The following is a 15388-nucleotide window of genomic DNA, read 5'->3' on the forward strand; positions in this document are numbered from 1 at the left end:
GCAATTCCCCTTGCCGAATTCTCGCGCTTCATTTGTAACGCGCGGCGGCTTTGCTTTTGGAAAGGTTCGGAGCCATGACGTAACGTGCTGCAACGAATTTGTCCCAGTCGGCGACATCCGGCAGCGACGGAATGGTGACCAATTCGCCCTGATCCAGCCCCGACAATGCTGCGTCGACCATCTCGCCCGCTTCCATGACCATTTCTGCCGGGATCTGCGAAGCGTCGATACCGGAACGCTCCCAGATTTCAGTTCGTGTGACCCCTGGCAACACAGCCTGGACCTTGACCCCGGTGCCATCAAGTTCTGCGTTCAACGACTGGGTCAGACTCAACACATACGCCTTGCTGGCGCTGTAGGTGGCATTGAATCGCTCGGGAAACAGCGCCACTACTGACGCGATATTGATGATCGTGCCCCGACCCGCCTTGGCAAAACTGGCCGCTGCTGCCGAAGCCAGGCGTGTGACCGTCGTGACGTTCAACTGGATCATCCGCTCCAACTGATCGGTATCGGCATTGCCCAGCAAGCCATCCGCCGCCACGCCGGCATTATTCAACAGCAAGCTGATGCTCGAATCGCTGCGCAAGCGTTGCTCAAGTTTGAACACGTCATCCTTTTGCGTCAGATCCGCCTTGACCACCTCAACTTGAACACCATATTCAGCGCGCAATGTGCTCGCCGCCTCGTCCAGCCGCTGCTGATCGCGTGCAACCAGCAACAGATCAAAACCACGCGACGCCAGACGCTGCGCGTAAACCGCGCCGATACCGGAAGAAGCACCGGTGACGAGGGCCGTACCTTGGGACTGAACAGAATTCATGGCAGTGCTCCTGGAAAATGCTGAAGGGAACGCCAGGCGCATGAATATCAGGGCGCCTCAGCGGGAAACGAATTTATTATAGGCATAATTTAATCGGCATATGATAGCCATAATTTTCACGGCACCGACAGAAGGCTTTGCCCGGCAGTGTCCACCGGGATGCAAAAAGGCCGGTCAATGACCGGCCCCTTGGCGTTGAATAATCAGCTTAGTTCACTTCCAGCTTCTCGCGATTGCGATCCAGGATCGCCTTGCCAATGCCCTTCACTTCCAGCAATTCGTCCACCGAGGCGAATGGCCCGTTAATGTCACGATACGCAACAATCGCATTAGCCTTGGCCTCGCCTATGCCAGACAACTCGCGCTGCAAAGTTGGCGCATCGGCCACGTTGAGATTGACCTTATCGCTCTGTGCCTTTGGGGCCACCTCTTGCATTTGCTGCACATTGCCAGCCTCCTTTACAGCGGGTGCTGCAAGGGCAGCTGTGGAGAAGCTGGTGAGCAGGGCAAAAACCAGGGAGTAGAAATAGCCAGTACGCATAAATGACGCTCCATGACATCGATTGAGGAAGCAGCTTTTCCGAAGCTGCCTCCCAAACTTAGGCGATGTCTGGAGCCTGTCAAAAACGTGTCTGTTGCGGGATATGAAACAATCAGGGTTCGAGGCGACGTTGCTGGTAGATCCAGTCGACGATGTCGCCGTCGGGGGTGTAGCCGCTGACGGTGTCGCTCAGCAGTTGCCGGACCATTGAGTAATCATCCTGATCAACCGCCGTCAGCAACGCCCGTAAACGGCCCTTGAGCACATCCCAGGGCAGATGATCCTCGTTGGCGCTCATGATCATGGGGTGTTGCGTTGCCGATACGTTATCGCCAATCAGCAACTCCTCGTAAAGCTTCTCCCCGGGACGAAGACCGGTAAATTCGATCGAGATGTCGCCTTGCAGGTTTTTGTCCGAACGCACACTCAAGCCGGACAGATGGATCATTTTCTCTGCCAACTCGACGATCCTCACCGGCTCGCCCATGTCCAGCACGAACACATCGCCCCCCTGCCCCATGGAACCCGCCTGGATCACCAACTGTGCGGCTTCGGGAATGGTCATGAAATAGCGGGTGATTTTAGGGTGAGTCACGGTCAACGGCCCACCGGACTTGATCTGGCTGTGGAACAGTGGAATGACCGAACCGGACGACCCGAGCACATTGCCAAATCTAACCATGGTGAAACGTGTCTTGTTGACCCGGGACACATTGGCCTTATCGCCGAACAGAACCGGCGCAATCTCGCGACTCAAGGCTTGAAGCGTCAACTCGGCCAGGCGCTTGGTGCTGCCCATCACATTCGTCGGACGAACCGCCTTGTCGGTGGAGATCAATACAAAGTTGGAAACACCTGACTGCAACGCCGCCTGAGCGGTGTTGAGCGTGCCTATGACGTTGTTCAACACCCCCTCGGCGATGTTGTGCTCGACCATGGGCACGTGCTTGTAAGCCGCAGCGTGATAAACCGTGTCCACCCCCCAGGTCTTCATGACATCCAGCAGTTTGTCCTGATGACGAATGGAACCGAGAATCGGCAGTAGACGGACTTGAACCGAGTCGCGACAACCGCGCTGCTCCAGTTCCGACAGAATGCTGTAGAGGTTGAACTCGCTGTGGTCAAACAGCAAAAGTGTGGTGGGGCCAAGGACGAAAATCTGTCGGCAAAGCTCCGCACCGATCGAACCACCCGCGCCAGTCACCATGACTGTCTTGCCTTTGATACAACGCTCGAGCAGATCCGGTTGCGCCGGCACCGAATCGCGCCCCAGCAAGTCGGCGATGTCCACTTCCTGGATGTCTTCAACCTTCACCCGGCCACTGGCCAGGTCGGTGAAGTTCGGAACGCTGCGAATGTGCAGCGGGAAACGCTCGAGAAAAGTAAGAATTTCCCGACGCCGCGCACGCGTGGAGGATGGCAGCGCCAGAAGAATCTCCTGAGCGCCCGTCTCATCGATCATCTGTTGAATATGTTTGGGTTTGTAGACCTGCAGACCCGCAATCACCCGATCCGCAATGCTTGCGTCATCATCGATGAAAGCCACAGGGCGCATGACCCGGCCCATGCGCAACGCTGCAACCAGCTGATTTCCCGCCACGCCTGCACCGTAGATCGCAACTTTGGTCAGGCCATCATCGCGGTTGGTAAATGGCACATGATGAGCCCCGGAGAACCAGTCCCCCATGAAATATTGACGCATGCACAGGCGCAGACCGCCGATGATGACGAGGCTTAGCCACCAGTAATTAAAGACGATGGAGCGTGGCACTACCGCTTCGTGATTGCTGTACCAATAGACCACGAGCGCCAGGACCAGCGATGAGAGGCTGACGGCTTTGACAATGGCGATGAGTGCGTCGTTTCCGAAATAGCGCATGACGGCGCGGTACATGCCAAAACGGATGAACAAAGGGATGGCAACAATGGGCGCGCAAACGAAGAGCCAGAAGTGCACCTTGAACGGGTTGTACATATCGTCCACGCCCAACCGGACAATAAAGGCCAACCACAAGGCAGCCCAGACCAGCACAATATCGGTGGCGACCTGAATCAACCGTTTTCGGCGTCGAGGAAGTCCTACCAGGTACTCTCTGATTTTATCCATAAACCCTTCAAACACCTCAATCACTCCTTTCAGCGCCCCTTTCGCCATGGTGAAATCTCAAGGGCGCATCACGATGACTCTAAACCTAAAAGACATGCTAGTTACTGCTTAGTTCTTGACCAGCGGAACTTCCAGTTCTCCGGCGCGAAACTTTACCGCCAACACGATCAACGGTACGTAAGCCACCATCACCCCCAAGGCACCGTCCAGACCAAAGCGCGTCACGCAAACGGCGATCGGCACCAGCCAGAACAGATTGATCACGCCCACCGTGACAGTCACCGGCAGGTGCTTGCCAAAGCGACGTGAAGCGAACTGGTAGGCATGACTGCGATGCGCCTCATAGACCTTGTCTCCTCTGAGCAATCGACGAAACAGCGTGAACGTTGCATCGACAATGAACACCCCAAGCAAAATCAGCCAAGCCCAAAGCATAGACGCATTCGCCCATGCGGCTTGCAGGGAAAGCCCGCCCAGCACAATGCCCAGAAACCCGCTACCGGCATCGCCCATGAAAATCTTCGCAGGTGGAAAATTCCAGAACAGGAAACCGGCCACGGACGCTGCGAGCAGCAGAGGCCCCCACATCAGACTATCGAGCCCTGACAACCAGTAAAGCAGGCAAGCCCCGAGGCAGGCACAGATGGCTTCGACACTGGCAATACCATCGATGCCATCCATGAAATTGTAGAGATTGAGCAGCCACACCAGATAGAAGGCTGCGAGCACATGACCTGCCCAACCCAGATTGACATCGATGCCGAAGACTTCCACCGGAGGCAATCCACCCATCCAGGCCAGAAACCAGATTGCCGCAGAAAAATGGCCGAGCAAGCGCCAACGTGCGGCGATATGGCCGTGATCGTCCATGAAGCCGATGATCGCTATCGCGGCACCAGCCCCTGCATTGGCGAGGAATGCGCCAGCGGTCATCAGTCCAGCGGCATACAGAGATACCAACGAAACGACAAACGCCACGACAATTGCGACACCACCACCGCGTGGTGTTGCAACCACGTGGGAACTCCGTGCATTGGGAACGTCCATCAGGCTTCGGGAGATTGCATACTTGCGTAACGCTGCCGTCAGCAGAAAGGAAATGCCAACAATTACGGGAATGAACCACGCGTAACTCATTGCTTGCGAGTCTCCAGAAAGTGCGCCACCGTCGATTTCAATCCATCATCCATGCTATGTGGTGGTTGCCACCCGAGTAACTCCCGGTTTTTTCTGATATCGACCTGTAACGAGCCGAAAAGCCGCTGCGCTACCGCACCACGCCCCACCAGGCTGGCCAGAGTAACCAATAATGCTCCGGGTATGGGTAGCAGCCAGGTTTTCGCCCCCAGATAAGCGACAAGGCGTCGCATCAACTCAGTCGTTGAGACATCCTCGCCATCACTGACCAGAAAAACCTGATTCGCTGCACCTGGATGATCGACACACGTAACGACCAGATCGACGACATTCTCCAGCGAGACAAGGCTTCGCTGATTGCTCACTGCACCGAATGGAAGCGGAAGACTTTTTGAAAGCCAGTGCATCATCTGTCGAAAATTTGCGCCTACACCCGGCCCATATATAAGCACCGGCCGAATAATGACGACTTCAATTAATCCATTTTCTGCAAGTTGCAGCAGTTGTTGTTCCGCTTCGTACTTGGAAAGTCCGTAAGCGTCCATAGGGTGTGGAACATCGTCTGCCGAAAATGGCCGCCCCAATGGTGTAGTTTCCCCGTTGACTTTAATCGAACTGATAAAAATAAATCTTCTGACACCAGCCTGCACGGCCTGGCGTGCAAGACGAAGTGTGCCTTTGACATTGACTGCGCGGAATTTGTCGATCGATTGGTGCGCATCTTCGTGCATTACGTGCACACGCGCCGCACTATGTACAACGGTATCAACACCGGCAAGAGATGCGCTCCAATCGGTGTCTTCGTTGATATCGGATATGTACGTCTTTTCTACTGTTTCTGGTAACTTGCTACTGATACTTCTTAGAGGGGCTATAACCAACACATCGGAAAAGGTGCAAAAGCGCTGCACTAGGGCATTTCCAAGAAATCCAGTCCCTCCGGTCACAAGTATTCTTTTCGACATTTCAAACCGATTTAAAGTGAATAGCAAAAAGCAATTTATCACAAAAAGGCATCTGTATAAATTACCCTGCCTCACTCAATCTCCGACACAAGCGATTGCCCCGGATTTACCGGCTCCAAGCACGAAATAATTGGTATACCATAGGACGAAAAGCCACGAGAATGACCTCTCACCCACCATAAACACCGAATGGAGAGACTCAAGGCATCACTAACGGGCGACGAAAGCATGGTGATCGACCTGTCCTCCTTCGCGACCTTTTTAGAAATTCAACACAAAGCGACCCTGTAAAACACAATTAATTAGACACGATCAAGATGTACGATAGAACACATAATACTTATTCAAAAAGAACGAAACAAACACGTAAACTATACCCGCAAGCACTTGTGCGAGTCCCTCATGGACACTCCCTATGCGAATCAGCATCAAGAGAACACCCAAGTTTGAAAAATAAGCAACGAGGAAAACGAGCAAAAAACGAAAAATTTCCGATCTGGACTTCGAGGTACTCTGAAACGTAATTTTGCGGTTCAGCACATAAGACAACACAAGCCCTGTCGCGTATCCAATTACATTACTAACTACTGCTGTTGCACCCAAAAGATACATGCAGGAAAAAATAATTGCATAACCTAACAACGTATTTAGGACACCAACGAAAATGAACTTAATTAGTTGTTTCATATTGATTTACGAGTCGCTTTAACCCAATACTGACCGCCAAGGGGAAGCCACTCGAGATATTTCTCAAGAGGCGCAAGCCAAGAAAATTTTGGAGGAATAAAGAGGCAGTAACCTTGCCCACTTGCGACCATCTCGGCACGTTCAAACAAACCTAATAATTCCGAAGGTTTTAGAAGTACCGCGTCCGCGTCATATGGACAGTTATTAACGATTTTCCTGGTAACTGGATTATACGGATTATGCTCGAAGACATAGAGAACACCGTCATTCGTTAACCGTTTTTCCAACAATTTCGAAGCTGCGACACGGTCCGATGGGGGTATGTGATGAAAGACACCGGCAACAAATATCAGGTCGAAAACACCAACATCTGTATCAGCGCACTCCTTCTCAAATAGAACGCCTGGATTTTCGGACGCCGCAATGCTCAAACTGGCTTCAGAAATATCAGTGCCAACTATTTCCGAACCAGGAAATGCCTCTTGCAGGTAGCGGATATTACGACCGATCCCACATCCATACTCAAGAATACGCTTTACCGGTTTATTGATCTGCCCGCGAACCAGCCCTATCTTATACTTGGCGAAGTACTCCTCACTGGACGAAAAAAACTGAGTACTTTCCCGCAAAAGCTCATTGTAATTACCGGTAAAATCATCAAAATCGACTTTTTTACTCACGATACGAAATCTCCTCTTCCAAAATATATCTAGGTCGTGACTTAACTTCCTCATAGATGCCACCGAGGTAAACACCTAGCACACCGATAACAAACAACTGAATACCGTTAAAGAGGAGAAGCAGCATGACAATCGTTGTCCAACCACTGGGCAGCGAGCGATCAAACAAGAATATAAAAAACGTCGCAATCATCAATAAGCAGGCTACTACTGAAAACGAAACACCTACAAAAATACCTATTTGCAGTGGCTTCGTGCTGAAAGAAAGTATGCCAGAAATGGCTAGTTGTACCATTCGAGAAAGAGAGTACTTGGAAACTCCAGCAGCCCGTTTCTCCGCAACATACTCAATTCCAACCTGTTTAAATCCAATCCAGGAAAACAGGCCTCGCAGAAACATGTTACGTTCGGCAAACCCTTCAGAAAGGATTTTTGCAACACGCCGAGATATCAGTCGAAAATCAGCAGCATTAGGATTAATTTCAACATCAGAGAGCCGATTCAGAAACTTATAGAACAAGTTTCCCAGCGCCTTACGGACAGGATTTACATCCTGAGTATCCGTCCGGACCGTATAAACAACATCCGCACCTTCGCGAAAATTTTTTATCAAAACAGGAATTAATTCTGGTGGATGCTGTAGATCGCTATCCATCATCACGACAGCATCTGCCTCCAATGCCTGTTCAATACCGGCCAACAACGACATCTGGTGGCCGAACCGAGAAGACATTGCCAATACTTTAACCCGACAATCGTCTTTCGCAATATCGCGCAGAACATCAAGCGTATTATCAGTACACTTATCAACCACATAAATTATCTTTGCTTCTACATCTTGCAGCGCAGATAACGTTGCAGAAACTCGCGTATGAAACTGAGCGATTACAGCCTCTTCATTGAAGACAGGGGCCACAATAGTAAGCTTGGTAACAGTCATTTTCTTACTCGTCCATAAGTGCAACGGTTCGGCTTATGTCGGCATAAATTACAGGAACGTCATAGCCAGTACGGCTACTGAGAGCAGGAGCTTCAGCAACAATTTCCAAGCTCAAGCCAACAGAATTCAGACGCTGTTGAAGAAAATCACGCATCTTGATCGGGCGCCCGCTTGCCACGTGATAAATCTCTCCAGTCCCCCCACGTTCAGTGATGCGGACTAGTTGGAGCGCTGCTTCATCGATAGAAATATAATCCCGCACTGCGGATAGCGAGCCAACTTCAATCCGCTGTCGTGAGCCGGCAAGCACATCTTGAATTTGCTGGTTGATTCGCCCTACAAAAAGGCGATCAGACAACCCCGGGCCATCGAGATTAAAAATCCTTGCAACGACTACGTCCATTCCCTGAAAAGAACACATTAAACCGTAATTCGTTTGCCAAGACTTGGTCAGTCCATAAGTTGACACCGGGCGAAGTACCTGGCATTCACGGACTGGATTTTCTTCTGGAGAAACCAACCCATATTCAGCAGCTGAGCCCGCTAATACTACTCGAGTTGAATATCCCGACTCCTTTACCGCAGAGAGAATATGCTTTGCCCCTAGAACATTGGTTGCGTAAGCCTGCTCGTAATCATTTTCGAATGTCGCGGCCAAGTGAACCACCACGCCAGGTTTCAGCGTCTGAATGGCCGCTGAAACACTGGAATAAGTGGTGACATCCAAGTGGCAGTGCGTAGCGTCAGTTACGCCGCGCCGAGTGCCGCATACGACATCATATCCACGCAAGCGCAGGTGGTTGGCTACTGAACTTCCTAGCGCACCATCACCACCCGTAAGCAATACTGTAGGCATTTGCTTAAAGCCCCAGCCTGGCTGACAACTCTTCGAAATGGTCGTCAGCGTACTGATAATCGTCAGGACGACCGATATCAAGCCAGTACCCTGAAAACGGTCGAATGGTAGCAGGCTTGTTTGCTGCGAGCCCATCAATCATCAGGTGGTCAAAGCCGTAGGGTTCGCCTTTGGATAGCGAGTCAATTGCAGATTTGTGAATGCAGTAAATCCCCATGCTTACGTCGAAATCATACACTGGCTTTTCCACAAATGCGGTGAGGCTTCCGGCCTCATCGTACTTGAGCACACCAAAATCAACTTTGACATTACGACGGTACGCCGAAACCGAAACCTTACTTTCACTTTGAACATGCAGATCGAAGAAATCGCGATAGTTCAGATCCGACAAAATATCACCATTCATAACCAAAAAGTTTTCTGGCAAGTCAGGAATAAGAGTCAGCGGCCCGATAGTACTGAGTTCGGTTTCCTCAATTGAATAGTCTATTTTCAGGCCAAATCTTGAACCATCACCAAAATAGGCCATGATCAAATGCGACAAATGGTTCACAGCCAATGTAATATGCGTGAAACCACCTTTGCGCAATTGCAAAATTATGATTTCCAGGATGGAGTACTTACCACCCAATGGCACTAGTGGCTTTGGAATTAACGTTGTATAAGGGCGCAGCCGAGTACCTTTACCGCCAGCAAGTATGATAGCTCTCATGTACACCTCAAATGTTATATAGCCAAGCCTTATAGCGAGACAGGTTTTCAGGTTCCTTGAACCATTGAATGGTATCTTGCAAGCCGCGACGCAAGTCGTACTCCGGCGCCCAGCCGGTCAACGATTTGATCAACGTATTATCACCAATCAGCCTGAACACTTCAGATGCATCCGGGCGAAGCCGATCATCTTCAGTAACAATCTTCACATCAGGATTCAACTCATCAATCAATACTTTAGCGATATCACCAACCGACACTTCAGAATTGGTCGCAATATTGACTTCCTGCCCTACTGCGGCATCGGAACTAGCCAATGCAATAAAACCTTGGGCAGTATCTTTCACATAGTTGAAATCGCGAGTGGGCGTCAAACTGCCCAACTTAAGCTCTTTCGCCCCTAAAAGGAGTTGGGTAATGATTGTAGGAATGACAGCCCGAGCCGATTGCCGCGGTCCATAAGTATTAAAGGGGCGCACTATTGTGACAGGAGTCTGGAACGACCTATAAAACGATTCAGCGAGGCGGTCTGCTCCAATCTTGGTCGCACTGTAGGGCGATTGTCCCTGGAACGGGTGCTTTTCGTCTATTGGGGCATACTGAGCCGTGCCGTAGACTTCAGATGTGGACGTTACCAATACTCGCTCAACATTGAGTTTTTTTGCAGCTTGTAAAACGTTGAGCGTACCTTTGATGTTGGTGTCTACGTATGAGTCAGGTGAATGATACGAAAATGGAATTGCAATGAGCGCCGCAAGATGAAAAACCACATCGCACCCTTGCATAGCCAACTCAACGCCATGAGGATCGCGAATATCACCTGCAAACACATCCAGACCTTTGACCACATCAATAGGCAGCGAATCCAGCCAGCCCCAGCTATTAAATGAATTATAGTAAACAAACGAACGCACATCACACCCGTGTGCAAGCAATGCTTCAACGAGGTGACTGCCGATAAATCCATCGGCGCCGGTGACGAGTACTTTTTTGCCCGCTAAATTCAATTGATTCACCAATTATAAGTTAAAGCAAAACAATAAGGGAGTGATTGCTTGGGACTTAGCATCATGCCTTGCCGAGAGCGATTTCATCACGTTCACCACCTGAAATCTATTAAGCATCATCGCACCCCTTATAACTAACATAGGTCAGGGTTCAATCACAAGCCTACCATCCTCCCAGCGCGCCTTCAGTACTAGAGTCCCTTCTGGAGCAGGAGGTAAATCTTCACAACGGACCGTCGTGTCGATTGGAAAGCGCTGAGCAATCGGATGTATACGATCTACTGATAATGGGGTGCAGATTGTTCCCTTGAGATCTCTCCCAAGCACAGACATTGCATCGCTTAGTGTCGGCCCATACAAAGTATAAACATCGCCCAGCGCACCGGTCATATCTCGAATAACGACCAACTTCGAATTATTATTTTTTGAAACAGTCCACACCTGGTCAATCACACTCACTTGAAGTCGCGCATATCTATAACTCTCATATGCCGATATAGTGCTGGACGTTACCAATACAGCAACCAAAATAGATGCGCCAATATAGTTCTCGCTGATAAAATTCCCACTTCGACATCTGATCAAAAGCGACAAACAGACCAAAACAAATCCTGCTGAAATCGGAAAAAGCACCCTATCTAGGTCACGAATATGAACCGAACTAACATAAATAAGCGAAAGAAGGGGCAACATACCAACCAGTGCAACGCCCAACCCTGACATTAAAAGTAACGATTTTGCCGTCTCTTGCTTATCAAGCGCCAGCTTACATAGATAAAAAGAAATAAGAAGCAAATAAGGCAGCAAATACGAAGTCTGCGTAAACGCGGTTGAATAGGCTGCTTCAATATGCGCAACCAAACCTGACACCGTAAGCAATCTTGAACTATCGCCGGCCAGCGCTCCCTCATACCCAGCGTTACCAAGCACTTTAGAAACAATGAACCAGTAAACCCCGTAGGCCGTAAAACTCAGCATTAAGGCAAATAAAACGCGCCCAGCTGCCTTCGCTCTTGAATATTTTCCAACCGTAGCAACATCATCGGTCTGCCCCCATAAAAACGATGCGAAAGGCAAAGCTAGCAAACATAACGTTAAGCCTTGATACGTCACCAACATTAAAACGGAGGCAACAACAAACCCAACAACCTTGGCCGTGGAGAATTTTTGGTGCACGCGAATTGCGAAGCCAAGCGATACAAAGAAAAATACTGCAGAAAGTTGCGCTGACCCATAGCGCCCCAACCAAGCGCCAGGCCAAAACGTCAATGTAGCAGCCAAAATAGAAACTATCCAACGATCACAACCATTGAGCAATGGAGATACAGCCCACCGAGTCACATAATAACGTGCAATCAACAATAAACCGGTTCCTGCTGCCACACCGATCGGTTGCCCCGCCCCAATCAGCCACTGCAAGGCATATGCGAGGAGGTGCAATGGCCGCATGGGAATAAAGTGGGCAAACTCCTCTATATAACCAAGACCGGAAATATTAAACGCAGCGAACAACCCCCACTCTTCAATTAGAGGCCTAACCGACCAAAATACTATAGCAAGCAAAAACAAGAGACTTAGCAACTCCAAAATTATTAGGCGATACTTATTCAAGCAACCTTGAATATCCGCGTTCATTTGGGGTGGAGTACTTATCACAGCATTCATATAACATCCCTTTAAACCGGTCAATCAAGCGAGCCAAACAAATATAGATAGCTAAAATCGCACACTGTCGTTTACTGGGAGCACCATGCCACATTTTTCATTCGCCTTCCACTGCCCATCTCCCCGCAGTAACCTGCTGGCCGCCCCCCCCCCTTTAAACCGACGTGTCAACACATGACAAGGTGGGCAGTGCCCCGGTGTCTTGGCACCGGCCAGGCAAAAACATACTGAGATGATGAAAGAGCCCATGATGGGCTCAATATCATAGACCGTGGGTGTTACTCACTCCATCTAAGAATATCTTGAAGGGCAACTAACGCTGCCATGACTAAAGACATTCACGCAATACCTTCCAGTACTCGCCCGAGAGGCACTCGACACTTTGAGCTGAAACAATCTCTGAATTCGGCAGCATAGCTTTCCGCGCGCCGTACGAAGACTCCATCGACTTTAGCTGTTCCGCCATGTCTTTTGGATTGGCCCCATTCATCCAAGCGAGATTCAACGAAAACTGTAAATCAATTTCACGCATCGCTGCATAATCACTACTAAGAGATGGAACTCCCAAGCTCGCGGCCTCAATCACACTAAAAGTCCCGTTATCAATAGTACCCGCATGCCAGAGGAAAGCAGCCCCAGCTAAGGTTCTTTGATACTCACGATCTGGAAGCTCACCCAGCAAACTCACTTTTTTCCGCGCTAATTTGCTTTGTTTAAACTTAGATACTGCTGTTTTCAAATGTTTAGGTGGTTTTTTAAAAAGCGCTGCAGTATTTACCCCCGTAACAATACACTCTAACTTTCCACCTAACTCCTCGTAATACCACTTTAAAGCTTCAAGCGCAGCCTCATGATTTTTGTGTCGCCCCGCATTGGTGGTCCAAACAAAATATGTAGACTCTGGGCTGTCGCGCCGCTGGAGGTTCGCTGAAAAGTCGGGGGCCAGCATTGGCACCTTAAATACCTTCGAAGGTAGTACACCTGCATATTGCAGAGCGTCCCGACGTGTAAACTCCGTACTAACCAAAACTCGCTCTGCCTGCCTCGCTGCATTAATAAACGACTGGTCAGCACCACGAGGTAGTATTTTTACATAGCGCTGTAGGTAGTCATAAACCATAAGAATATATGGTTTTAGTGGTAGTAGCGGAACAGGCAATCGATCGGATACCACTACCAGCAGATCGCAGTCATTCAACTGCATGAACCCGTCTTCAACGGCCATGTACTGCGACATCAATGGCTCCCACCCCACATGCCCAGCGTAGCGCATTGCGCGCCTTGCCTCATCGGCCTGTAGCGTAATCCATTTGAATGTTCGACGTTTTATAGCAGAAGGCAAGTCAGAAAAGTGCTCGTCGGAGTAAATTACACCATTATCCAAATGAAAAAAAACGACTTCCGCGTGCTCGCCATATTGAACACTTCCTTGATAGATCGCTTGCGCCAGTAACTTGGCACCACGCAAGGACCCACCACCATAAGCAACTGGAAGAATAACTGCAATACGCTTGGTTTTGATTGTTCGGCCGGCATCCTCAGCTCTACTAATAGCTAATTCCGAAAGTATACGAGTGAAACCGTCGCGCCAAGACTGTTCGCAATTGACCAACTTCATGGGCTCAAGTAATGAAGACTGACTTTTCAGAATAGCGTCAATTAGCTCCTTGTCATCATTAAGTATTCGACTGATTTTCGCTCGAGCATCTTTTATGGTTTCACATCGCCCAGGAAGATTCTTTCCACCCAGACGATCAAGCATTCCACCCGCCATAAATACAAGCGGCATACCTGCGCGAACAGCTTCGAAGGGGTGGTAATGAACGTGATTCCGCTCGACCGAATGATAAAACATGAGCCTAAACTCACGCATATTACGCTCGTGAATCTCCTGTGGAACATAACCTAGTACCGCCGGATCAGAAGGCTGTATTGCTTGCGCGCCAGCAACAACATATGGCATGCCCTCAAACCAAGACTTAAACGACTTAAACAAATCCGTATAATAAATATTAGTTTCAATATCTGGACAAACAAAATAAATACGCTTATCACCACCATTCCAACCATCAGAAATAGTTGAATTGGCGATACCCAATGGCAAATAAACGCGGGAGCGAGAAATAATTAGAGGTTCAATTTCATGCAGATGCTCGTATGCCTGAGCAAACCAAAACCTTGCTCCGATCCGCCTCAAACTCTGACCATGGTCCGGTGCAAGAACAGAGAGGATTTTTCCGTATGAGAGGCTGGCATCCAATCCATATGCGCGCCAAAGCACCGCGCCTTTGAAATTCCTGGCAATATTGTTTAAGACTTCCGGGTTATGCAAAATGAAAAACATTACATCGAAGTACTTATTTGCTACCTCCCAGGCCTGCTTGCTAGGCATCGCATGCCAATCTTGGGCATTCAATAAAGCGAGATCGTCACTGGGTATACTTAAAGCACCATCCTCTTCATAAGAAACTGAAGCTGAGCGGTAGGAAATTTCCTGTGGAAAGGACTTAGGCGTAAAAATTTCGCTAATGCCAATTCGCTTGAGCATCGCAACTTCGAATTTTCTAGCCGAGCTATGATTCAACAACCACATCACCCGCACCGTCTTATCAACTCTCATAAATATCCACTTATTAATTCGAAATCTACCAAAGAAAAAATTATGCCACGCTTTGCAAAATCTAACTTCATCGAAGTCTCAAAAAAACGAATGATACCCAAACGCCGTTGATCAAGTCGGTGCTCTCCAATCTAAAAAACAATACACCAAAACTACCGATGCGAGACTCAAAAAACCAGCATCGCATAAGTCGTAGGCAAAGACTAAACGAATCTCTGAAATTGCTCAATAACTTTAAGACTAGTGTTAACAGCTTGAGCACCAGAGCGAGATACCCAGATTGGCCCGACCACCTGAACAACGAAACCGGAGCATTTCATAGCCGCGACTGTTGCTAAATTTAGATGATATTCGGAACCGTGATGTATGTCAGACGCGCCAAGAGCACGTACGAAATACATCGAGGAATTTGCTGCCTGAGTCGACCAGAAAGAACCTGTTCACGAGTCTTCACTAGGAGCTGAATCGTTAAACTCCATGCTCTAGAATCGACGACGCATTCAACGAACCAGTGCGCTGAACGATGGACACAGTGGAAATCTGCGCGATGCCGCCGCTTCCGCAGATCGAGTGTTCTCCTGCATAAAGAAAAATCAAGCCCAATCGCTCACAAAACGCCTCGAGCACTGATAGAATCCTATGCTTAAGG

13 protein-coding genes are annotated in these 15388 nt (G+C 49.2%); all 13 read right to left on the minus strand.

From position 1 onward, the window contains the following. Positions 1-28: 28 nt before the first annotated feature. On the minus strand, positions 29-823 hold the full coding sequence (locus tag GPL81_RS24895) for an SDR family NAD(P)-dependent oxidoreductase (protein ID WP_160108869.1): 795 nt from the start codon (positions 821-823) through the stop codon (positions 29-31). A gap of 208 nt (positions 824-1031) precedes the next feature. Beyond that, entirely contained in the window at positions 1032-1364 is a 333-nt protein-coding gene (locus GPL81_RS24900; protein WP_160108870.1) for a ComEA family DNA-binding protein, read from the minus strand. Positions 1365-1476: 112 nt separating this feature from the next. Beyond that, positions 1477-3471 carry a polysaccharide biosynthesis protein gene (locus GPL81_RS24905; RefSeq protein WP_160108871.1) on the minus strand — a complete coding sequence of 665 codons (1995 nt, stop codon included), beginning with the start codon at positions 3469-3471 and terminating at the stop codon, positions 1477-1479. Between the two features lie 108 nt (positions 3472-3579). Beyond that, on the minus strand, positions 3580-4608 hold the full coding sequence (locus GPL81_RS24910) for an MraY family glycosyltransferase (RefSeq protein ID WP_160108872.1): 1029 nt from the start codon (positions 4606-4608) through the stop codon (positions 3580-3582). Continuing rightward, positions 4605-5573: a UDP-glucose 4-epimerase family protein gene (locus GPL81_RS24915; RefSeq protein ID WP_160108873.1), complete on the minus strand. Its 969-nt coding sequence runs from the start codon at positions 5571-5573 to the stop codon at positions 4605-4607. Before GPL81_RS24915 ends, GPL81_RS24910 begins: the two co-directional genes overlap by 4 nt. 312 nt (positions 5574-5885) lie before the next feature. Then, positions 5886-6260: a GtrA family protein gene (locus tag GPL81_RS32050; protein ID WP_160108874.1), complete on the minus strand. Its 375-nt coding sequence runs from the start codon at positions 6258-6260 to the stop codon at positions 5886-5888. Then, the gene (locus GPL81_RS24925; protein WP_160108875.1) at positions 6257-6940 is read right to left on the minus strand and encodes a class I SAM-dependent methyltransferase; all 684 of its coding nucleotides are present in this window, start codon (positions 6938-6940) and stop codon (positions 6257-6259) included. The genes GPL81_RS32050 and GPL81_RS24925 overlap by 4 nt, the downstream gene beginning before the upstream one ends. Continuing rightward, on the minus strand, positions 6933-7880 hold the full coding sequence (locus GPL81_RS24930; protein ID WP_160108876.1) for a glycosyltransferase family 2 protein: 948 nt from the start codon (positions 7878-7880) through the stop codon (positions 6933-6935). The genes GPL81_RS24925 and GPL81_RS24930 overlap by 8 nt, the downstream gene beginning before the upstream one ends. Before the next feature lie 4 nt (positions 7881-7884). Beyond that, on the minus strand, positions 7885-8736 hold the full coding sequence (locus GPL81_RS24935; protein ID WP_160108877.1) for an NAD-dependent epimerase/dehydratase family protein: 852 nt from the start codon (positions 8734-8736) through the stop codon (positions 7885-7887). A 4-nt stretch (positions 8737-8740) separates the two neighbouring features. Then, a complete protein-coding gene (locus GPL81_RS24940) occupies positions 8741-9448 on the minus strand; it encodes a sugar phosphate nucleotidyltransferase (protein ID WP_218585663.1) in 708 nt (235 codons plus the stop codon). A 7-nt stretch (positions 9449-9455) separates the two neighbouring features. Continuing rightward, on the minus strand, positions 9456-10454 hold the full coding sequence (locus GPL81_RS24945) for an NAD-dependent 4,6-dehydratase LegB (RefSeq protein WP_160108946.1): 999 nt from the start codon (positions 10452-10454) through the stop codon (positions 9456-9458). Between the two features lie 144 nt (positions 10455-10598). Continuing rightward, positions 10599-11966: a hypothetical protein gene (locus GPL81_RS24950; protein WP_160108879.1), complete on the minus strand. Its 1368-nt coding sequence runs from the start codon at positions 11964-11966 to the stop codon at positions 10599-10601. A 481-nt stretch (positions 11967-12447) separates the two neighbouring features. Beyond that, positions 12448-14739 carry a glycosyltransferase family protein gene (locus GPL81_RS24955; RefSeq protein WP_160108880.1) on the minus strand — a complete coding sequence of 764 codons (2292 nt, stop codon included), beginning with the start codon at positions 14737-14739 and terminating at the stop codon, positions 12448-12450. Positions 14740-15388 lie beyond the last annotated feature (649 nt).

It is taken from the genome of Pseudomonas izuensis (assembly GCF_009861505.1).
GTDB lineage: Bacteria > Pseudomonadota > Gammaproteobacteria > Pseudomonadales > Pseudomonadaceae > Aquipseudomonas > Aquipseudomonas izuensis.